The following is a 22,272-nucleotide window of genomic DNA, read 5'->3' on the forward strand; positions in this document are numbered from 1 at the left end:
GCATCGACGCGCGAGGAGTACGACCGCGCTCGCCGGAGATCTCAGCCGGCTGTCGTTGGTTTCATGGATGTCGCTCCGGCCTTCGATGTCGTAGGGTGATATCGCAAGTTGGTCACGTGCTTATCTCGGAATTCATTCCGTTGGCATGATGGTCACTTGGTTTGCCCAAGGTGTTTCAAGCAGCAGGCGTCGATCATTGCCTATCTTGATCGAGTAGGGCGAAGATGCGGTCGGCTGATACCGGTCGGCCGATGAGATATGCTTGGATTTCATCACAGCTGGTTTGGCGCAAATACCCGAGCTGCTTGGTGATTTCGACGCCTTCTGCGACCACGCCAATGTGTAGATCGTGCGCCAGTGAGATCATTGATTTTACGACAGCCGCGCTATCCGGCCGTGTCAGCATGTCGCGTATAAAGGACTGATCGATTTCAATGTGGGAATAAGGCAATTCTAGCAAATAGGTCAGCGACGAAAATTCCGTTCCGAAATCATCAAGCGCTACCGTCCCCCCTGTCGATTGTTATGATAAGGATGCAATAGGACGATTCCTCCGCCTTCGGCGCCAGCCAAAAAGCATTTGGCCTAGACCGGCCATGGAAGCGAGTAGGTCTTCAACTGCGTGAAGCTACGCATTGCTTCCAGCACGCCCTCCTTGTGCCCGAGTCCGGACTGCTTGATTCCCCCGAACGGGGTCAATTCGGTGCGATATCCGGGAACTTCCCATACGTTGACGCAGCCAACGGCGAGACCGTCGATGAGCTTCGTCACATGATCGAGCCGGTTGGAGCAGACTCCGGCAGAAAGTCCGAACTTGGTTGCGTTAGCGATCGATATGATCTGATCAACATCGTTCGGACAACGGATGATCGGCAGCACAGGTCCGAATGTTTCTTCAATGACCAGTTCGCATCTTGGTGAGACATAGTCCAACAGGGTGGGCGGATAAGATGCGCCGTCAGGTGGGCTTCCGAGCAATAAAGTAGCACCAGCATCGACGGCATCGCTAACGCGCCGAGCAATCAGTTTGGCCGCCTCTTGATTGATGACGGTGCCGAGGTCAACCGATGGATCGCTCGGATCGCCGGTCGAGAGCTTCCGCATGTGATGGAACGCCCGCTCGGCAAATTCGTCGGCAATAGAATCAACGACGAGTGCCCGCTTGACGGATGTACATCGTTGACCCGAATTCTTGATCGCTCCTTGAACAGCTAGATGGGCCGCCCGATCGACATCGGCATCTTCGAGCACAATGATCGGATCGTTCCCACCGAGCTCCAAGATGAGCTTCCGGTAACCGGCCCGTTCCGCAATATGATGCCCAGCGCGAACGGAGCCGGTAAATGTCACCAGCTCTGCATTGGGATCGGTGAACATCGCATCTCCCAAGCCGTGGGGGGCTCCAGTCACGATCGAAAGCATACCCTCCGGAAGGCCTTGCTCGTACAGAATCCTGCCAAGCGCTAGAGCAGTCAACGGCGCCCGCTCAGAGGGCTTCAGGACCACGCGGTTGTTCGTCGCAATGGCGGGAGCGAGTTTATGACTGACGAGATTGAGAGGATGGTTAAACGGCGTGATAGCGGAAATCGCACCGGTGAGCGGTGTGCGCATGGAAAAAATGCGCCGATCATGGGGTGTCACGCCAATGTCAGATGGATAAATCTCGCCCTCGCTCTGGATCAAGGTGTGGGCAGCAAATGACCAAACATCGCATGCACGCCCGGTTTCATGCAAGGAGTCCTTCAGGCAGAGGCCGGTTTCTGCCGTGATAAGCCGAGCAAACCGGTCTTGATCTCTTCTAACGGCGCTTGCTGTCCCCAGGAGGATATCCGTTCGTTCGCGGCGCGTGAGCCGAAGATCAGTCCGCGCAGCTATCTCAAATGCTTGGCGTGCATGTCCCGGTCTAGCCTGCGGGACGCTGCCAACAAGCATTCCCGTGAATGGATTGCGGACCTCGATGGTCGCGTCCGAGTGGGCAGGCGCGCCCGCGATGAGCATTGGATGGTAGTCTTGATCGTTATCGTGCATGCCATAACTCGATTGGTTGCGCCTATTTAAGATCCGAGACAGATCTTGCGTTGTTCCGAAGTAGCTTGCTAGCCCATAACAACCCGGTTCATCCTCGAAACAGAGCGATGAAAATCAGCATACGCCCGACCATAGAGCTACGACGCCCGTCCCGTTTTCCGGGCGGTCTCGGGCTCGTTACGGCGAATGCTGGCACAACGCTGAAAGGTAGTTTTGTTCTGTAGGGGAGAATATCGACTCGTGACGCGGGGAAGCTGAGGGGGATGGAGGCGGTTGACTTTGCAAACTACGAAGTGGGGCCCCTTATGCTGAGCGCATTGCCGCATGATAGTCGCGATATGCTCGGCTCGCTCACAGCGGGTCGCCGTTCGATACCCGCAGGCGGAGGCGATAACTTCAAGAGACGTCGTTCGTGATGTCGAGAGCTGACCGCCAGTTGAAACATACCCTTCGTTGTCCAGCACCACATGCATGAGATTTTGGGGGCTGGCATAGCCAATAGTCGATAGAATCCCCATGTGCATGAGCGCGCCACCGTCTCCATCCAATGCCAGGACGGGGCGGCCAGGCGTGGCCAGCGCGAGCCCTGCCGCGACCGCACTGCAATGCCCAAGGGAGCCCTGCATGTAGAAATTCAGGGGACGATCTTGGACACGGAACAGCTCACGCGAGATGAACCCGGTCGTAGAGACAATGAGAGTGTCATTTTGGAGCTGCTGGCAAATCAACTGTATGGCTTGCCCGACACTAAGCCCGTAGTGGATTGCATCAGCTCGTAGTTCAGCCGCGCTGCAGTCGGATAGCTGGCCTCGCCGGAAGAGCAATGCAAACGGGGAAGCGCGATGAAATTCATCGTTGCCGCGCGCGAGCGCGTGATCCAAGCCGGACTCGGTCCCATCGAAGTCACACCACTCAATGGAGAGCTCGTTCAGAAGAGTCTTTGTCTTGGCACCCATGATCGCGTGTTGTGGCTCGTCGACAGATTCGTCGGGGTGGCCGCGAACGGACAAGAGGAGCAAGAGCGGAATTTTGTTGACCATCAACAGAGATGTCAGCGGGTTGATGATGTTGCCGAGCCCAGAGTTTTGAAGCGCAACGACGCCTCGCTGTCCTGAGAGAACCGCGCCAGCAGCTAGTGCAATTGCGCTGCCTTCATTGGCGGCAGGCACGGTCAGGAATCCAGGAGAGTCAGCCACTTGGTCAAATAGATCGCCAAAGTTGGAACACGGTACCCCAGAAAAAATGCTGTACCCAGCGGCGCGGATCTTCGACAGCAGAACGCGGGTCGGAATGGACATGTCGTGCTCGCGCGATTCAAGAAAGGAGCGGCGGAGTAAGTCGCTCCCCAAAGCAGTAGTGTCAAAAGCGTCAGGCGATCTTTTTCGCGACGATGAGGCTGCGATTGCAGATGGATTTGTGGTAGTCGATCTCTTGGAAGCCTGTGCTCTCGAGCATGGCCCGCATGTCCTCGAAGGAGTAACAGCAGCCCTCGTACCCCGTCGTAAGCAGCACGGAGTATTCTGCTTCGGCAGCTGGAGACGGGCGGCCTCCGCGGTCGTCAGGGTGGCAGCTGTAAATTGCTATGCGACCGCCGCAAGTCATGCTGTCGAAAGACTTGCTCAGGAGCAGTTGGACCTTGTCAGGTCCCCAATTGTGAAGGACGTGCGAATAGAGGTGCAGGCTGGCATCCCGGGGCAGGGGGTCGACGAACATGTCTCCAGCTATGACATGGGCACGACCCGGGTACAAATTGCGGTTAGTGAGACAGCTCCTTGCAAGTTGATCAACGGGTGGACGCTCGAAGATCGTTGCCGAGAGTGAGGAATTGCACATCAATAAATGCGCAGAATAGACGCCTGATCCACCGCCAACATCGAGCAAGGAAGTATCGTTCGTGCAGTCAAGCAGCGTCGCGAGGTGCGGAGCAAAGATCCGTCCGCGTTCCTCCATGCCTCGCGTGTTCAGATCGGCAAACTCATCCGTCTGCATCAATGCGTCCCAAGTCTTGGTTACGCCACGCTCGACGTGCCAGGTCTCCGAGCCATCCTGTCGTAGGATCTCATAAAGTTCCCGAACAGAAGGCTTATACTTCATCGTTGCAATATACGAGGCGATGTTGTCTGCGGAATTGCCACTCAGATATCGAACGGCGCTGGCCGTTGCGTGCAGCCGGCCGGATTGGTTGGAGATGAGGCCCCACGATTCGAGGAGTCGAACCATGGTCCGCGTTGGCCGCTCCCGAAGAGAGAAATGGAGTCGCAGTTCCTCCTCGGTGACCGGGTGACCATCCAGGTAAGTAAAGAGGTCAAGCCATGAGACTGCGGCGATATAGAGATCCGCGGCATACGAGCTGTCGCGCCACTTGATCATTTGTGAGATATCGGGAGGGTAGACAGCGGCGGCTTCAGAGATATGATCGCGTGACGTCAGTGAAGAGGATTGCATTCCCGCAAGTCCTTCGAAGGATTTGTATCTGTGGATGAGCTATTGCTGATCTCGGCAAGCTCTAGCCCGACATTCGGCCAGCAATCAGTGACACACGTTCGTCATTTGGATCAATTGCTAGTAATGGTAGTTGACCTTTCGCAAACTCTTGCGTCCAGCACGATGTTGTAGGAGTGACGGCCAAGCGCCGAAAATCACAAGCTGCACATGCGAGCACCGTTAACTCCTTCTCACTAACAATCGCAAGGCTCGGCAATCGATGTCTGCGGAGTACTTTTGGATATGCTTAGCGATGATACGGGTCGCGACGCTCGTTCGAGGCAGTGCAAGAGGGGGCCAACACCGAATTTGGTTGGCGCGCAACCTCTTGTGTGCGCTTATCGGTCGCATTCCGGTTCGCGGTCGAACCGCTGTCGCGGTGTAGCGAAATGTATCCGGCTCTAGAGCGCGGTCTTCTCGATACATACAAGCGGTCTTCTCGACTCATCGAAAAGGCTGCGACTCGCGTTGGCGGCGCTGTCGCACCTCTGACGTATGTCGCAACTGCTTCAAAGCACGTGAGGCATCGCAATTGATCGCGGACGCCTACTTGTTGTCTTTACGCTTGACTAGCGCGACCTGTGGGTACTGGTACGATACTTGCTTTTCTCCTCGCCAGCTCTCAAAAGCACGCAGGAGGAGAAATGAACCGGACCACGATCGGGGCCAGTGGTGGAAATGGCGTGCATGCGACAGCGAAATTCGACGCCGTGGTCATCGGCGCCGGCGTCGCCGAGCTTTATCAACTCTACCCCCTGCGAGAGTTCGGGCTGCACGTCAGGGCGATCGATGCGGCCTTGGGTGTCGGCGGCACGCGGTATTGGAACCGATATCCCGGTGCGCGCGTCGATTCAGAAGGCTACGTCTATCCGTACATTTTGTCCGAAAGTCTCTACAAAGGATGGAGCCGGAGCGAAAAGTGTCTGAGCCAACCGGAAATCGAGCGCTGGCTGAATTACGTAGCGGACGAACTTGATCTGCGCAAAGACATTCAGTTCGGCATGACCGTCCAGAGCGCTCATTTCAATGAAGCGGCCGAACGATCGGTGGTCGCGATCAACAAATGCCCGAGCGGCTAAGGGATTCTAAGCTGTGCGACCTGCTGATCCCAGCCGAATATGGATTCGGTACCCATCGAGTCCCTTTGGAGCAGAACTTCCTCGATGCATTCAATCGGCACAACGTGGGAATTGTTAGCGTCAAGACCAACGCAATCGAGCGCATCGCGGCCGAAGGCATCCAGATGGCCGACAGCATGACTCACCCGCTCGACGTCATCATCTTGGCGACCGGGTTCGACGCAGGAACGGGCGCTTTGACCCGCATCGACATCCGCGGTCGCGATGGACGGCAGAGACGTTCGGACCAAGGTCGAGTGGATAATCGAATGCATCAGCCACCTCCGTGGCAAGAACTTGAACGTGATCGAGCTGACCAAAGAGGTGGAAGATCAATGGGTCGCACATCAGGATGAGACTGCCAAAGAGATGTTAATCGCCAAGACTAATTCCTGGTACTAACTCCTGGTACTTGGGATCGAACGTCGAAGGGAAGCCGCGTCGGGTTCTCTCCTACACGGACGGCGTTGGCAGCTATCGACAAGAATGCGACGAAGTCGCAGCAAGCGGCTATCAGGGCTCTGCCATGCACTAGCTCCAAAATTAAGCCGAATCCGGCGCGAGCAGGCCCGAGATTCGAGAGTTCCACTTGATGGTGGTTTTTACTTGGGAAAATGGCACCGTGACGGGAGCATTATCAGATCTGCGGGTCGTCGAGATTGGCAGCGCGGCGGTTACTAGCTATTGCGCGCGATTGTTCGCCGACTTCGGCGCGGATGTGCAGAAGATCGAGCCGCCGGCCGGCGATCCACTTCGCTATTTCGCGCCGCTCACTCCAATGGGCCAGAGCGCTTGGTTCGCGTTCCTGAACTTTAATAAGTCAAGCACGATCATCGATCCCGCTGCCCCGAATGCGATCGCGCGGCTGACTACAATGATCGAGAATTGCGACAGTCTAATTGACGGCAGGGACATTGATCCGGCGGATTGCCCGTCCATTGACGTCGCTGGGATCCGCCAACGGCGGTCCAGATTGATTTCCCTCCAAGCGAGCTGGTTCGGCCGCGAGGGTCCTTATGCAGGATTTGCCGCAACCGATACGACGATCCGCGCGCTCGCCGGCCTCATCAAGCTGGTTGGACCGGTCGAGGGTCCACCATTGCACGCACCGGATTTCCAGACTGGTATCCTCGGTGGCCTGTGGGGGTTCATCGCCGCAGCTTCTTCAGCGGTTGCGCAAATCGAGGGCGAAGCTGGGCCGTCGTGGTCGGTCAGTATCTTCGAATCGAGTATCGCTGTCAGCGAATATCTCATGTTCGAGGCGTTTGCGCGCGGCGAGGTCGTGCATCGGATTGGTATTAACCGCTTCTGGCCGGTGTTCCCGGGCGGCATTTACGAAACCAAGAAAGGCTGGCTCGGCGTGACGACATTTACGCCGGCGCAGTGGCGCGCATTCTGTGACATGCTCGGCCTGTCCGGCTTGCGCGATAATCCGGCGCTGGTCCTTGGCGAAGAGCGTCTGAAGCACATCGATCGGATCGAACCACAGTTCGTGCCGAAGCTGAAGGCTCGGACAGCGCAGGAGTGGTTTGCAGAGGGACTGAAGCGGAGAATCCCGATCGTGCCGGTGCCCGACATGTCCGATCTGCTCCTCAATACCGATCCGCGACGTCTCATTGCCCTTTGCGATCCGTACAGCGGCACCAACGCTCGGAGAGCACAACAGCGAGATCCTATCGGAACTTCTCGGGCTTTCCGAGACGGAGATCGCGCAATTGGCGTTGGAAGGCATCATCGGGACGTCGATGGTCTCCGAGCGAAACTAGCAAGAGCAAGTGACGTCTCGTGAATATGATAGATCGGCCGCCCATTTCGTTTCCAAGGACTTATGAAACCAGCACAAGGCACAGCATGCCTGGAGCGGCGTCCTCGACGTTACCTCGACCGGAGACTGAATGTTATTTCTATGCAGTATCGTCACCTGATCGGATAGAGGCGACGCCAACCCCTAATAAAGTTGCTTCTTAATCTCTTGCTCTGAGCCTTTCAGGCCGTTTATCGCACTGCAGGAGTTGAACCAACGCATCCGCTGCGTACTGCCCCAAAGAGCTTTTCGCGCCAATTTCGTGTTCGCAGGATTTGAAGCGGGCGACGACAGCTCGTCCTGACCGCAGGCGCGCCCGCGCGATTACCGGCGATAGATCCCAGCTATGTCCTTCAACGAAATCCAATGGTCTGGCAATTGGCCCAGCTCTTGCTCCACGGCTTACCGCCACCGTGAAGCTTCACCGCCGGAATTGTCTGCCGTAGAGCATTCCAATGCGAGATGCTTTCAGTGTGTCAAACGAATGATAGGTCGAAAGCGCGACCTCACTCATCAGTGAGGGCTGGATTCACATCGCCATGCTGCTTTTGACGCTATCTCGCCTCAAGCACATGGGAGGGAGAATGGCATGACCGACGCTGATGCGACCAACTCGGATCTCTCGCCCGAGCGGGACTTCTCAGTTCGTCGACGACTATTCTTTCTCGAGGTGAGTACCAACCGTATTCAAGCGATGAATCCGGATGGTTCCGGTAGAAAGGTTATTGTCGCCGATTGTCAGCTTCCTGACGGAATCGCCATCGATGTCGGCAATAGTCGCATCTATTGGACCAACATGGGGTCCGGCGTCGCCGTCAATGATGGTTCGATCGAGCGTGCAAATATCGATGGAAGCGCTCGCAAAGTCATCGTTCCGCCCGGCGTCACGTTCACACCGAAGCAGATCCAGATCGATCAGAAAGGCGGCAAGCTCTATTGGTGTGACCGCGAAGGGATGCAGGTTATGCGGTGCAATCTCGACGGCTCTGAGATAGAGACGCTGATCGAGGCAGGCCGCGGTGACATGGACCGGCGCGACCCGACCAGGTGGTGCATCGGCATCACGATCGACACCGAGCGCCGCAAAATCTACTGGTCGCAAAAAGGTCCTGACAATGCCGGCCGGGGCCGGATCTTCCGCGCCGACTTTGACATCCCCAAGGGCGAACACCCGGCAAACCGCTCCGACATCGAGGTGCTGTTCAATGGCTTGCCGGAACCGATTCACCTTGAATTCGATCTGGCAAACCGCGTGCTCTATTGGACCGACCGCGGAGATCCCCCGCGCGGCAACACAGTCAATCGCGCACGAGTCGACATAACGACGGAGCCAGAGATCCTGATCACGCACCTGATGGAGGGTATCGGCATCGCACTCGACGTTGCCGGCAACCAGATGTTCATCACGGACCTCGCCGGTTCGATCTATACCGCCGATCTCGATGGAAAGAACAAGCGCAATCTCCTTTGGTCCCAGGGAAATTTCACCGGAATCGCGTATACGGAAATTTAACCCATCGAGGAATTGAAATGACCGTAAACAAGCCAGTTTCGGCAAGGCGCCGTCGTCGGCATCAACCTGTTGGCACGAGCTGGACGGCGCTGTTTGCCACAAGATCACAGATCCTCGCAAACCACATGGCACAGAAGGCAGAAGGCACGCTGAGGCAGTTCGCGGCGCCCGACACTCAAGCGGTTGGGCCGCGCGCCCGAAGCGCCGCTCTCGACTCGCAAAGTTCGCGACCTCACCCCCTTAAGGTGCCGGCGGCGTTGTTCTCGTCTGGAGCAACGAGCTAGAACGGCTCAAACGACCGGGATGAACGCCAGGCGTTGGAGGCTTCAACTTGCCGCAGAGGCTACTTCCGGCCCGGGCGTCTAGCGTCAAAGCGTTCTTGAGCGAAGTGGTCAGATCCGCCCATAAGTGACTTCAGCAATCGATGTCAGGAGATGCAGTATGAACGTTAAGCGCAAGATTATTGTCACGATTGCGCCAACGGGAGGCGTGGTGAAAAAATCAAAAAACCCGCACCTTCCGACCCAGCCCAGCGAGATCGCCGAGGATGTGTATAGGTGCTACGATGCGGGCGCATCTATTGTGGCGTTGCATGCGCGCAGGCAGGACGATGGCGCGACCTGTAGTTCGGAGATCTACCAGGACATCAACTCACGGATCCGGACAAAGTGCTGTATCGTGATCAATAACAGCACGGGCGGGGGTATCGATGGAGATATGGTGCGATCCATAGGGCCCGGGCTCGATGAGGTTATATTCGAACAGCGTCTACAAGGCTTCGAAGCCGGCGCTGACATGGCGACATTTGGCGCTCATACCGTTCTGGCCAGCTTTGGTGGCCGCGAGATTTTCGTTAACACCTCGCCCACCCGCTGCGACATCATGGCAAAACGATTCCAAAAAACGGGCATCAAGCCTGAATGGGAATGTTTCTCACTTTCTCATCTTCTCCAAGATCCGATACGCCTCATCAACAAAGGGTTCGACAAACCGCCCTATTGGATCAATTTCGTTCTTGGCGCCGATCGCGGAATCCAGGGGGGATTACCGTACACTCCGCAGATTCTCGATATGCTCATCGGGAATCTTCCAAAAGGAGCGATGTTTTGCGTTAGCGGGGTCGGTCGAGCTCAGTTGCCCGCCACAACTCATGCGGTGCTCGCCGGCGGCCACGTTCGCGTCGGACTCGAAGACAATCTGTATCTCGAACCGGGTATACTTGCCACTAACGTGCGGCTCGTCGAGAGAACGGTAAGAATTATCCGAGAACTCGGGTACGAGCCAGCCACCGCGGTGGAAGCGCGGACAATGCTCGGGCTTGCGCCACGCAAATAGTCCGGTGTCGATAGTTCCCAATCGGAAGATGACGCGTTGGTCCGATGGCCGGCTCTCGACAGCTCCTGAGCATGAGCGCCAATCGTGGAAAATGTTGTCGATCATTGAAATGGACGATCGCCACCTGTGGCAAAGGTTCTCGAGTCAACCTGGTATCGTCGCGCGGCTTCGGTCCTCGAAGGAGGCGTGTCGTCGGCACAATTTGTAGGAGCAGAACGAGTGATAGTCTCCGTTGCTGCCCAATGTCATACCAACGATGAGGCGAGCTCTAACCTGGTCGCGAGCGCCGTTGCCAAAAACACGCTGCGGCTGGTGCCACTTTTGGGTCTTGCCTATCTCTTCAACAACCTTGACCGGACCAGCGTCGGTATCGCTGCGTTGCAGATGAACGAAGCCATTGGCTTGAGCGCCTCACAATTCGGCTGGGGGGCGGGGATCCTCTTCTTTGGTTACTGCGTGCTGGAAGTCCCCAGCAACATGATGATGTATCGTTTCGGCGCGCGCCGCTGGCTCGCCCGCATTATGATAACCTGGGGCCTAGCAGCCGCGGCGACGGCGTTCGCCGTTGGACCATACAGTTTCTACGTGATCCGCTTCCTTCTGGGCGTGTTTGAAGCAGGCTTCTTCCCCGGCGTCATTTGGTACATCTCAATTTGGTTTCCGGCGCGAAACCGAACGGGCGTTCTTGCCTGGTTCATGGCTGCAACACCCCTGTCCGCGTTGATCGGCAATCCAGTCTCGGCTTTGCTATTAGAAATGGACGGTGTGTGGAGGCTGGCCGGCTGGCAGTGGATGTTTTTGATCGAAGGCCTTCCGGCCTGCCTGCTCGGGGTTCTATGCCTCGTCCTGCTTGCCGACACGCCGGACAAGGCCTCGTGGCTGACGCCCACCGAGCGTGATGTGTTGCTGAACGAGCTCGCAAGGGAGAAGGACAAGAAGGTCAAGAAGGATCTCTGGGCCGCGATAAAGGACGTCCGCGTGCTCATGTTGACGGGCATCACTTTCGCATTCACGATCGGTTCTTATGGAATCGGCGTCTGGCTCCCCCTGATGTTGAAGAGCCACGGCTTGAGTAACACGCAGGTCGGTTGGCTCTCGGCGGTGCCCTATCTCTTTGTCACGATAGGCATGTTGTTCTGGGCGCGCCATGTCGATCGTAAAGGGTACAGGATCTACAACCTGATCGCTGCATTGATGCTTGGCGCGACCGGACTTGTCGTTTCGGTGATGTTCACCTCTCTCGTGTCGGCGCTCACATGCATGACGCTTGTTCTGATCGGCACGATCTCCGCGCGGACGATCCTCTACACGATGCCGCAGAGCTTCCTTACCGGCGCTGCTGCTGCCGGAGGCATCGCATTCATCAATTCCATTGGTGCCTTTGGCGCCTTCGTCGGCCCGTACATGGTTGGCGTTCTTAAGGATGCGACGGGATCCTTTGATATCGGTATGATCGCAATGGCATTCATTCTGGTTGTTGCCACTGGCATTGCCCGCAGCCTTAGGCTGGTGATTACGTATGGTGATAACGTTCCTTTCTGAGCGGACCGCCCGAGTAGAGGCCCCTCCAACCAATCGTTTAGCCGCAGCCGTAGCTTCTGCTGAACGATCGATTGGAGATCGCTGCTGCTTCTCCCATCGTCTGCAACGGTCCTCTCCGGGCTCCTGGCAGATGCAATCGGCCGGGCCCGCGCATCTCGCTGCCGGGCGACCCCAGAGAGGCTGCAATGGGCGCGACCGCTCGCTCGGCGGAAATGTGATTTGCGCGGAGGTCCGGCATTTGATCCAGAAACGAATCGGCACTCCGCAACTCCTAACTACCGAGCTCGCACTTGCATCAAGGCCCCCCGCGAAGTTCGCGCGCCGCCGCGACCATGTTGATGAGCGCAGGGCGGACTTCCTCCCATTTGCGGGTCTTCAGGCCGCAATCAGGATTGATCCAGAGCTGCGAGTCCGACAGGCGTTGGCGGGCCAAGGCGATGAGATCTCCGATCTCAGTGGCTTCGGGAACGCGCGGCGAGTGGATGTCATAGACGCCGGGACCGATGTCGTTGGGGTATTTGAAGGCCGTGAACGCGTCGAGTAGCTCCATCTTCGAACGCGACGTCTCGATCGAGATGACATCTGCGTCCATCGCGGCAATTGCATCGATGATGGCGTTGAACTCCGAATAGCACATGTGGGTGTGGATTTGCGTCGCATCTGCAACGCCGGAGGAGCAGATGTGGAAGCTTTCCACTGCCCAGTCGAGATAGGCCTTCCAGTCGGATCGGCGCAGCGGCAGGCCTTCGCGTAGCGCGGCCTCGTCGATCTGGATCATGGTCGCGCCAGCCTTTTCGAGGTCGCCGACCTCGTCGCGGATCGCAAGCGCGATCTGGCGGCAGGTGTCGCTGCGCGGTAGGTCATCGCGGACGAATGACCAGTTCAGGATCGTCACCGGTCCGGTAATCATTGCTTTCATCGGTTTTTTGGTCAGCGATTGCGCGTAGCGCCACCATTCGACAGTCATGGGCTTCGGTCGCGAGACATCGCCGAACAGAACCGGCGGGCGAACGTAGCGCGAGCCGTAGGACTGCACCCAGCCGTATTGGGTGAACACGAAGCCGGAGAGCTGCTCGCCGAAATACTGCACCATGTCGTTGCGCTCGAATTCGCCATGCACGAGCACGTCGAGGCCGATGTCTTCCTGCCACTGCACCGTACGGGCCGTCTCCGCTTTGAGGAATTGCTCGTATCGCGCGTCCGTCAGTTTGCCCTTGGCATGAGCGGCGCGAGCGTTGCGAACGTCGGCGGTTTGCGGGAACGAGCCGATCGTCGTCGTCGGAAAGGCCGGCAGACCAAAGCGCTTGCGCTGGACCTCTGCGCGGTTGGCAAAGGCGCCGGTTCGGCGACGCATGGCGTCGTCGATCGTCGCCATTCTCTGTGCAACGATCGCGTCGTGGATCTTCGGGGAAGTCTCGCGCGCCGTCGCCGCAAGATCGGATGCGGTCAGCGCGGCTGCGACACTCGCCTCGCCTGCGAGCGCCCTCGCGAGAATCGTGAGCTCGCCGATCTTCTGCACCGAGAAGGCAAGCCAGCTCTTCACGTCCGGATCGAGATCGGTCTCGAGCTCAAGATCGATTGGGACATGCAGGAGCGAGCAGGAGGGCGCGAGCTGCACGCGATCCCTGCCGAACTTTGCAATGACGGGTTTGAACCGCTCGATCAGTGCCGATAGGTCAGAACGCCACACGTTGCGGCCATCGATGACGCCGAGCGAAACCACGAGGTCGGCGCGGGCGCCGCATTCAATCTGGCTCAATTGTTGGGGAGCTCGGATAAGATCGACATGCAGCCCAGCCACAGGCAGGCCCAGACCGGTCGCGAGGTTGTCGCCGATCGCCCCGAAATAGGTGGCCAGCATGACCTTGATGTCAGGTACCTCCTTGGCGAGACAGCCATAAGCGCGCTGAAGCGCATTCCGCGTGGTCTCGTCGAGATCAAGCACCAGGCACGGCTCGTCAAGCTGGACCCATTCGGCTCCGCGTTCTGCCAGTTCCTTGAGAACCTCGACATAGACTGGCAGGAGACTATCGAGCAGCGAGATCGGATCAAACGCCAGATCAGCGCTCTTGCCGAGCTTCAGGAAGGTGACCGGTCCTACCAGAACCGGACGCGTTTGATAGCCAAGGGCTTTGGCCTCCTCATATTCCTCGATCGGCTTTCGCGAGGAGAGCCTGAAGGTCTGACCTTTATGGAATTCGGGCACCATGTAATGGTAGTTGGTATCGAACCACTTGGTCATCTCCTGCGCGGCGACCCCGCCGGCGTCATGGGGGTGACTGCTACTTGCTTCATGCTCCCCGCCTTGAGAGCCGCGCGCCATGGCGAAATAGGTCTTCAGCGGGACCGGACCTACCTTCCAGCCATACGCCTCGGGAATGGCGCCCACCATGACGCTCGTATCGAGAACCTGATCATAGAGTGAAAAGTCATTTGAGGGGATGACGGTGACGCCAAGCGAGTGCTGACGCGCCCAGTTGGCGACACGAAGACCGGCCGCCGCTTCAAGAAGTTGCCGGCAGCTGATCTTGCCGGCCCAGTAGCCTTCGAGTGCCGACTTGAGTTCGCGGCGCGGCCCGATACGTGGCATGCCGAGAGTTGCGGCAGGAAGTGAGAGAAGAGACATAGCTTTAACCCCATTATGGTGATGGTGGGGGCAAAGGCCATGGCGGACGCGGGCAGGAGGGCCGCGAAAGCGCCTGCTGCTTGGCGTACCACCGGACACCCCGCCCGTGGACGTTTATGTTGTCGGGGCAGGTCTCCTGGCTCGCGGGTCATCGTCTGCATCCGGCCTTCCCGAAGCATCTGCTTCAGTGACACGTATGGATGCGGACTCGCCGCTTACAGTTGCGGGGGCAGCGCCGGCATTACTTCAATCCTGAATGGATCGTGAGTGCACCGGCTTCCCTCTTAGCTCCAGATCGAGCGAGACCTGGAGAACCTCGACGTCATCGATTTATCCGCAACCGAGGCGGTGCGTCAACCTCGGAGGAGGACCGCCTCTTCTGCGGCATGCTTCCGAGAATACGGCCTCAACAATGGAGGTCACTCCAAACGAACAGCTTGACGATAGGGTGCAAAGCCAAAGTTGACCAGCGCCCCTGACGGCCATTGTTGTCGATAGGCTTGGCTGCCCTGTCCTTCCGATCTCAAGCGTTCTCATGTCCTTCTCCAACGTCATGAGTTTCTTGCTCGCTCGGCACGGGCGGCAATTTCTGCATCGATCGTCAAGCGAAGTAAACCCTTGTGCCCCGGTCAACTACCAATGTTAGCAATTGATCGAACCGGCAGATCGGTCAATCATGGATGAAAGACCGTCACGTAGGCCACACCTCACCTGTCGCAGACCCCGTAAAGAGTGCACGAGGGGGCTCGTCGCCGTCACCGTGGAGTTTGGCGGATCCCGCTATGCGGTCCAGCAATCTGGCGTTCGACAGCTCCTATCGCAGCTGAATAGCTGGCCTGGCGAACAAGGCGCGAATTTGGAGAGTGCCGCTATGAGTGCAACGGACTTGTCGGACAATGTCATTCCTCGCGCCGACATCGTCAAACGGGGAGCGCGCATCGGAGCGGAAATCCGAAACATCAAGCTGTCGGGCGATCTGCCGGACCAGACGATCGCCGCAATCAACGAGCTGCTGCTCGAGAATAAGGTGGTCTTTTTTCGCGACCAGGGTCATCTCGATGACGCCGAGCAGGAACGTTTTGCTCTTCGTTTCGGAAGTCCGGCATGTCATCCGACGCTCGGTGCCATTAAGGGGACGGCGTCGATTGTCGAGCTTGACTCGGTCCGCGCCGGTAGCCGGGCCGACCTATGGCACACCGATGGAACCTTCGTCGACCGCTACCCTAAGATCGCGGTGCTGCGAGGCGTCGTGATGCCACCGTTCGGTGGCGATACGGTTTGGTCAAACACCGTTACAGCCTACCTCGACCTGGTACCGCCGCTGCAACGGCTTGCGGACAAGCTCTGGGCCGTGCACAGCAACGCCTTCGACTACGCGATAATGCCCCGCGCCAGCGAGCTCGACAAGAAGCACTTGGACGAAGTCTTCACAAAAACGATCTATCAGACTGAGCATCCAGTTGTGCGCGTCCACCCCGAGACCGGCGAACGCACGCTACTCCTCGGCGCCCTGGTGCAACGTTTTATTGGCGTCCCGAAATACGACGGCCAGAAGCTGTTTGATCTGTTTCAGTCTCATATCACTGCGCTCGAAAACACCGTGCGCTGGAGTTGGAAGGAAGGCGATGTGGCGATGTGGGACAATCGCGCCACACAACACTACGCGGTGAACGATTATGGCGATCAGCATCGGGTCGTTCGACGCGCCACCGTCGTGGGCGAGGTACCCGTCAGCATCGATGGTCAGAGCAGCGTAACGCGCATCAAGACAGCAAAATAGCCGACCGTGAAGGTTGCCTAGTCTAGCCGGTCAACTGGATTGACGTCGGTCCGGCGATGCAGCCTCTACCATTGCCATCCATCCCTGTATGCAGCATTCGGCAGCTCGGTCCGCCATCGCATTCAATGGTGTCATTGAAAGCCATCGTGCCAGCTCTTAACCCAAGAGCGGCTTGGATTCCCGGAGAGGCTGCATCGGGTTGTTTGAGCTGAGTAGAGCTGCAAATGAGTGAACCGCAAGAGGCGGAACGTGGCTTTGTCGCTTCGCCACAGGGGCGCTTTCGAAGGAATGCCCTCCCCTTAGGTTTCCTGCGCGTCTCGAGATCGGCTTTCTCCTGCGTATTGGCCTCGAGACCTGCCGAGCCCCGTCCCTTCTGAACCAGAGTCAGCTCGCGCCGTTCGTCTTGGGCGAGTCAAAAATGCCGTCCAATCCACAGCTATTCAGCAGACTGAGGGTGTCGTCTATCCCCGCGAACTTACTGCGCGGTCAACAACACCGCGTTGCCGCTCTGCAAGCGTTTCCGCGGTGGTCGATCCCGTGTCTTTGCGAAGCGCGCTATGAGCGGGAAAGCCAACCTCTTCCAGCGGACGATCCGACGACTTCGTGGCGACGACGCCAAGAGCGTGCTTTTCGCGTCTCAGTGTCTGTAAACGAGCCAACGTCCTGAAATGGCTGTTACATCCACCTCTCGGCGCGCGGAACGCCGTGGAAAGAGCGAGTATCCAATCGATCGCGCAGGCCGTTGGAAATTGAGCACGCGCATTGATAGGCAGCGCCTTGCTCCCGGTCACCTACCAACCTTGGCAATTGATGTAACTGGCGGGCACATGGCAATCGTGCGTCAATAAAAGTGGTGCCGCTCACGTTAAGGAAGTCGGGATGCGATATGGGTCTGGCCGCAAGCGGCCTGATGAATCTGCTGTCTCGTCATCTGCAGCTATGGGGTCGACTTCTACGGCAATCTCTCTCGTTTCATGGAAGCCGAGGGTAAACTGTCTTGCGCGCTCGTCGTGCACTCTCGTGTTAAAGGTCTCGTGGCTTCGGGCTCGTCAGTTGATTTGTCGCGCGGTTCACGCGCTGAAGAAGAAGCTTCATGAAGCGAGCGCGCAGAGATGGGTTGCTGTTGCACTGTCTCTCGCCGCGAGTGCGGTCGGGGCGGGAGCACAAACTGCCAATGAGTCTAACTCCAAAAACGACACTGCGAGTGAGATTGCGCCGAAAAGAATTCAAGAGAAGACGCTGGCGGCTATCAAATCCCGAAGCGGCCGGTCGCAACGAGCCGGGCGCCTCATCACTAGCGCAGCGCCCGCACAGAATACGATTTTACTTGCGCCAACATCCGACGGCGCGGCTCTGCCTGCGAAGAATGGAACTCAGGAGAAGACCGGCCCCCTTGCAAAGTTCGTGCACCTCCAGGAAAAAGGTATGTGGCTCAATATTCCCGGGCCGGCCGATACGATAGATCAGGATTGCGGCGGCGTTAGATCTGCACTGGGAGGGGTCGGGATCGGCTATGTCGGCGGGACAGTAAATACCTTCGTAGTCAATCAATTGCCGAATGCAGCGAGAAGCCCCATCCGCGATCAGCTATATGTCGGCCAGAACCCGACGTTTAATACCTTAAACTTCGTGATCGCGACGTACGATCTCAGCCGCTTTGGGATTCCCGATGGTCAGATCATTGTGGGAGCCGAGCAGCAATATTGGACATGGAAGCCTGGCGGGCCAGATAGAGTAGGGATCAATACGATTGCTTACTATCAGACCGCTTTCGACGGGAAGCTCGAATTCAAATTCGGTTACCTCAGGAACATAAATGAGTTCGTAGGCACAGTGGTCGGAGGGAACGCAGCAGTCAACGTGTTTGGAGCATCATCGAATATCTTGTACCAAGCAGGCATAAGCAACAACGCGGCCCCGACGCCAGCTCTCAATTTGAAGTACAATTTTGATGATCGCTTCTACAATAAAGCCTCAATACAGCGTTCACTCAGTCCAGACGGCCAATCTGCGCAGATCGCTGAAAATCCGACCGGCTTGAACTGGAGCACGACCAACGCGGGCGTTCTCTTTCTCGACGAAACCGGCTACAAGAACAAGGCTGGTCCAGGCTTGCCCGAGACTTGGTTGCGGGCTGGTGCCGGAGTCAACAATAGCAGCTCCTCGGACTTGCAGCATCCGACTCAACCGAGAACCAGCGGCAATAGCATCTATTACATCGCCGCGGACAGGCAGCTATGGCAGGCTGATGCCCAAGGCTTGGCAGCTCGTGGCATCTATGCGGGAATTTCCGTCATGTACGCGCCGCCTGACTTAAATCGGGTCAGTCAGTACTATGAGCTTCGTCTTTATGCGAAGGGGCTGTTTGATAGCCGGCCGCACGATCAGATTGCTATTGTTGCCACCAACACTGCGTGGAGCTACATCGCAGTGGATGCTGCCTTGGCCAAGGGCCATTTGGCGCATCGCGACAGTACGGCGATTTCTGGAACATACACGGCGCATCTGGCACCCGGGATATACTCAAGCTTGGGACTGACATACATCAATAATCCGGCAAGCATCACATACACCCCCCGTACGGGACATGCGTTGAACTTGTTGGTGTCCACGTCGATGTTCTTCTAAGATTCGAGAACTTTGATGGTTTCTGTGTCCGCTATGCTCGCCACGTGAAGGGCGACATGGCCGCTAGTGCGCCACTACATAGAAAGAGCAGTGAACCGCCCGGGGTTTGCCGGAGGCTCCAATTCCTGCGAGGATGGAGCCATGACGAGCAAGACGACGAACAAGTTTTCACCCGAGGTCCGGGCCCGAGCGGTCCGGATGGTTCTGGATCATGTCAGCGAGCACCCGTCTCGCTGGACGGCAGTGACATCGATTGCAGCGAAGATCGGCTGCACGCCGCAGACGCTGCATGACGGGGTAAAGAAGGCCGAGATTGACAGTGGGCTGCGGGCCCGCGTTCCGACCGACATGGCCGAGAACCTGAAGGTCCGGGAAATAGGCCCGGATGCGGATCATGGTCGGTTGAGGTGCCGACGCCGATGGCCGGGCTAGCTGATGGCCGCCGCACGATTTCGGTTACCCCTTGTGCTAACCGCCCCGAAAACTGGTTTCCAGAAATCGGCTTGGGTTCGTCAGGTAACGCCCTATTGCCGCGCCAAATCAGGCGTTCACAACCCGTTGTCGAAGCGGATTCATCTTGCAACGGTCCTGGACCGCTGCACGATCGTTGCCGCTCTCAAGAGGTATCCTGCCCCTGTTGTCGGGTCGTCGCTTCCAAGACGCTGTGATGTTCGGACAACGAGCGGTGCAAGCGCTCGCGGTTAAGTCATTGAAAAAATGGAGAACGAACTTTCTCTGGGCTCTTCCAGCAAGGTTGGCACAACTCTTGAATTTCTCTCGCTGCGCGCCGGCAGGAGCGATCGCGCGATCCTAGTGGTTGGGCTAGGCGTCCATAACGCTCAGGTCATGCACGGCGACTGAGGGATTTATGTCATGGATCGTCTGGAATTTCTTCGGACGAAGATAGAGAAAAAGGAGCTTCCAACCTATGTCTATGGCTATCCTTCGAAGCGATCGTATCGGGTTCTCCCGCAGCCACTCCGCATAACTGATGTTGTTGAGCAGGCCAGTCGCTCAAAGCAAATCAACATCTATATTCATATTCCGTTTTGTCGCTACCGCTGCACCTATTGCACGCTCTTTCTTACAACGCGCAATAGACAGGCCACCCAGGGGGCTTACGTTGCTCGATTGGTGGAGCACATCGCTCGATATGGAGAGTACTTCGGAGATCGAGAAGTCGTCAGTATCTATTTTGGCGGCGGCACCCCAACGCTGCTAACACAGCATCAGTTCGGCGAGCTCTTCGCCGCCCTCGACGTTGCATTTCCAAAACGAAGCCGGCGATGTGAGATTACGGTGGAGGCCGCGCCGGACTCCTTCAATAACAACCTTCTGGATCGCTTGAAGGAGCTTGGCGTCAATAGAATGAGCATGGGCATCCAAAGCATGGAGTCGGACGAACTTGCGAACTGCGGAAGACCATATTCGGTCAGGTTTGCAGAAGCTGCAATCGAAGCCGTCATCAAGCGCTTTCCTCACGTCAACCTTGATCTGATTTACGGCCTGCGTGGCCAAAGCCGCGACTCCTGGATCTTCTCGCTTGGCCGCGTGCTCGACTATGAGCCGCAGACAGTTTCTCTTTATCCCGTTGTTGTTCGTCCGATGACGAACATCATTGCGTCGAAAACGAACAATCCTGAATTGTTTTTCTCTGAATCGGAAAAGTATGAAGTCTACGATCAGAACGCTGCTTTGATGGAAGCTAGAAGCTACCGCCAGGAATCCTTTACACGTTTCACCAGGATCACAGGCGACCATGCCTATCGGCAGGAGGTGTCGGACTTCGAGGGAACGCCCCTGCTAGGATTGGGAGCTGGCGCCAGAAGCCATTTCGGCCAATATCACTATAGTACGGACTATGCCGTAGACCGGAGTGCGACTTCGCGAATTATCAAGGCCTTTTCGGATCGCCCGTTCGATCCCGAGGCAATAGCATCGCACGGAATTAAGCTGCCTCCGGACGAGCTTGTGCGTCGTTACGTCTTGCTTGGCCTCACATTGTCGGCCTTAAGCAGAAAAGATTACGCTGAATTATTCGGGCGGGAACTGGCAGTGGACTTTGGCGAAGAACTGAAGGCGCTCGAGTCTTTGCACCTCGTCAATTCGGCAGATGGAGATGTTTATCGACTTACTCATAAAGGGTTCAAGTATTCGAGCATTATGGTCCGAACGTTCTATTCCAACAGGATGATTGCCCTTGAGGAGCAATATCAGGCAGTATGAGGGCAGTATGGAAGACGAGGCGAGACATTCACCGTTTTGGTGGGATGCAGGCTACGCCGACCACAACGTTTCATGTATGGGTGGTCCTAGCCCGGAAATCTTCGAGATCGCGCCAGCACTCCGTGCGGAAAGTGTGGTTGTCGAGCTTGGCTGCGGCGAGGGGCGCAACGCTCTCTATTTGGCTCAGTTCGGTCATCAGGTTATCGCGACCGATATATCTGAAGCCGCTATCTCCAAGCTGAATCGGCTCGCAAACCATCTTGCCGTGAAGGTTACAAGCGGTGTGGCTGCTGTTGAATATTTCCAGCCCCCTCCTTACCTCGACGTCTTCATTGCGCATTCGGTCTTGCATTTCACGGAACGGACCGTCTGGAAACCACTCGTCGCAGCCCTGGTCGATCGAACGCGGCCTGGAGGATTTCATTGCTTCACCAACACGCTCGATCAACCAGATCATCCTATCCCTAAGGAGGGATTGGCAACTGGCCACAAAAAGTCGTTCGCACGTGGAGAGCTGGAGGCCATCTATACAGAAGCCGGTTGGGAGATCTTACGGTCCGATCACTACATTAAGTGGGATTCGCATCCTGGCATACCAATTCATTCGCACTGCATCGAGAAAGTTGTGGTTCGTAGGCCCATCGGATCTGAAGATCTCCCGCGAATGAGAGCTGAGCCCATCAAGGCAACCGGGATGATTCCTGCCAAACAGTTTGATAGGTTGAAACTGGGCACACCGCGCGATGCCATACTTGAAATGTTCGGCTCGCCATCGGCCAGCTATGGGGTGTCGACTAACCGCAAGACAGTCGGAGGCAACAATCAGGGGGCCATAGCCGACGGCTACGCGCGCGAGGATGTGTTCTATGGCGATCACGGTCTTCAGTTCGTTAACAGAACGCTCACGGGCAAATATCGATATTTCACGCCCCCGAAGCGCTTGAGCATTCGAGAAGCGTAAGCTTCAACAAAAATTCTCATTGGGATCTTGGCCGCAGAGCAACGTCGTGGCTCTGCTCTTACGCTTTCCTGGCGGGAGTTTCCGACGTGCCATCGCGGGTCGAGCCCACGCATAAGTATGTCCAGGTCGCGACTGAAATATCGTCCATGGCTTTCGCGGCGAAGTGTTGGGGCAGGGCAGACCTCGCAGAACCGCTTGCAGTAGCGCCAGTCCGGCTTAGGCACACT

14 protein-coding genes, 2 pseudogenes and 1 riboswitch are annotated in these 22,272 nt (G+C 57.0%); of the genes and pseudogenes, 10 read left to right on the forward strand and 6 right to left on the reverse strand.

Annotation, left to right across the window (positions count from 1 at the left end; genetic code table 11):
• Nucleotides 1-193: 193 nt before the first annotated feature.
• From NLM32_RS10480 to NLM32_RS10495, 4 genes and pseudogenes are all read right to left on the reverse strand, one after another.
• Nucleotides 194-514, reverse strand: a pseudogene (locus NLM32_RS10480) (EAL domain-containing protein); the annotation flags it as partial.
• Nucleotides 515-585: 71 nt separating this feature from the next.
• Nucleotides 586-2,028 (reverse strand): phosphonoacetaldehyde dehydrogenase, encoded by a 1,443-nt coding sequence (gene phnY, locus NLM32_RS10485; RefSeq protein ID WP_254128923.1) that lies wholly within the window; start codon nt 2,026-2,028, stop codon nt 586-588.
• Nucleotides 2,029-2,165: 137 nt separating this feature from the next.
• Nucleotides 2,166-3,326 (reverse strand): phosphonopyruvate decarboxylase, encoded by a 1,161-nt coding sequence (gene aepY / locus NLM32_RS10490; RefSeq protein ID WP_254128924.1) that lies wholly within the window; start codon nt 3,324-3,326, stop codon nt 2,166-2,168.
• A 70-nt stretch (nt 3,327-3,396) separates the two neighbouring features.
• Complete coding sequence (locus tag NLM32_RS10495) at nt 3,397-4,473, reverse strand: methyltransferase (RefSeq protein WP_254128925.1); 1,077 nt, start codon at nt 4,471-4,473, stop codon at nt 3,397-3,399.
• Nucleotides 4,474-5,156: 683 nt separating this feature from the next.
• Here NLM32_RS10495 and NLM32_RS46315 point away from each other — a divergent pair.
• Nucleotides 5,157-5,591, forward strand: coding sequence for a hypothetical protein (locus tag NLM32_RS46315; protein WP_375143549.1), 435 nt, complete (start codon nt 5,157-5,159; stop codon nt 5,589-5,591).
• On the opposite strand, the gene NLM32_RS46320 is transcribed toward NLM32_RS46315, so the two are convergent.
• On the reverse strand, nt 5,588-5,905 hold the full coding sequence (locus tag NLM32_RS46320; protein ID WP_375143550.1) for a hypothetical protein: 318 nt from the start codon (nt 5,903-5,905) through the stop codon (nt 5,588-5,590). The two genes, NLM32_RS46315 and NLM32_RS46320, sit on opposite strands and share 4 nt — an antisense overlap.
• A 317-nt stretch (nt 5,906-6,222) precedes the next feature.
• Here NLM32_RS46320 and NLM32_RS10505 point away from each other — a divergent pair, with 317 nt between their 5' ends.
• The 4 genes from NLM32_RS10505 to NLM32_RS10520 all read left to right on the forward strand — a co-directional run bounded on the left by NLM32_RS10505 (nt 6,223) and on the right by NLM32_RS10520 (nt 11,824).
• Nucleotides 6,223-7,419, forward strand: a complete 1,197-nt coding sequence (locus NLM32_RS10505) for a CoA transferase (protein WP_254135281.1) — start codon at nt 6,223-6,225, stop codon at nt 7,417-7,419.
• A gap of 604 nt (nt 7,420-8,023) precedes the next feature.
• Nucleotides 8,024-8,947 (forward strand): 3-hydroxyacyl-CoA dehydrogenase, encoded by a 924-nt coding sequence (locus NLM32_RS10510; protein ID WP_254128926.1) that lies wholly within the window; start codon nt 8,024-8,026, stop codon nt 8,945-8,947.
• Nucleotides 8,948-9,388: 441 nt separating this feature from the next.
• Nucleotides 9,389-10,282 (forward strand): 3-keto-5-aminohexanoate cleavage protein, encoded by an 894-nt coding sequence (locus NLM32_RS10515; protein ID WP_254128927.1) that lies wholly within the window; start codon nt 9,389-9,391, stop codon nt 10,280-10,282.
• Between the two features lie 219 nt (nt 10,283-10,501).
• Complete coding sequence (locus tag NLM32_RS10520) at nt 10,502-11,824, forward strand: MFS transporter (RefSeq protein ID WP_254128928.1); 1,323 nt, start codon at nt 10,502-10,504, stop codon at nt 11,822-11,824.
• Between the two features lie 295 nt (nt 11,825-12,119).
• Here the strand turns inward: NLM32_RS10520 and metE are convergent, their stop codons facing one another.
• Nucleotides 12,120-14,450 carry a 5-methyltetrahydropteroyltriglutamate--homocysteine S-methyltransferase gene (gene metE / locus NLM32_RS10525; protein WP_254128929.1) on the reverse strand — a complete coding sequence of 777 codons (2,331 nt, stop codon included), beginning with the start codon at nt 14,448-14,450 and terminating at the stop codon, nt 12,120-12,122.
• A 108-nt stretch (nt 14,451-14,558) separates the two neighbouring features.
• Nucleotides 14,559-14,784: riboswitch (cobalamin riboswitch) on the reverse strand.
• Between the two features lie 537 nt (nt 14,785-15,321).
• On the opposite strand from metE, the gene NLM32_RS10530 reads away from it, so the two are divergent.
• The 5 genes and pseudogenes from NLM32_RS10530 (at nt 15,322) to NLM32_RS10550 (ending at nt 22,045) form a co-directional block, all read left to right on the forward strand.
• Nucleotides 15,322-16,230 (forward strand): TauD/TfdA family dioxygenase, encoded by a 909-nt coding sequence (locus NLM32_RS10530; protein ID WP_254128930.1) that lies wholly within the window; start codon nt 15,322-15,324, stop codon nt 16,228-16,230.
• A 1,020-nt stretch (nt 16,231-17,250) separates the two neighbouring features.
• Nucleotides 17,251-18,858, forward strand: coding sequence for a carbohydrate porin (locus NLM32_RS10535; RefSeq protein ID WP_254128931.1), 1,608 nt, complete (start codon nt 17,251-17,253; stop codon nt 18,856-18,858).
• Nucleotides 18,859-18,999: 141 nt separating this feature from the next.
• Nucleotides 19,000-19,233 (forward strand): annotated as a pseudogene (locus tag NLM32_RS10540) (IS3 family transposase); the annotation flags it as partial.
• A 498-nt stretch (nt 19,234-19,731) separates the two neighbouring features.
• Nucleotides 19,732-21,084 (forward strand): coproporphyrinogen-III oxidase family protein, encoded by a 1,353-nt coding sequence (locus tag NLM32_RS10545; RefSeq protein WP_254128932.1) that lies wholly within the window; start codon nt 19,732-19,734, stop codon nt 21,082-21,084.
• Between the two features lie 7 nt (nt 21,085-21,091).
• Nucleotides 21,092-22,045 carry a methyltransferase domain-containing protein gene (locus NLM32_RS10550; RefSeq protein ID WP_254128933.1) on the forward strand — a complete coding sequence of 318 codons (954 nt, stop codon included), beginning with the start codon at nt 21,092-21,094 and terminating at the stop codon, nt 22,043-22,045.
• Nucleotides 22,046-22,272 lie beyond the last annotated feature (227 nt).

This window comes from Bradyrhizobium sp. CCGUVB14 (assembly GCF_024199935.1).
Taxonomy (GTDB): Bacteria; Pseudomonadota; Alphaproteobacteria; order Rhizobiales; family Xanthobacteraceae; genus Bradyrhizobium.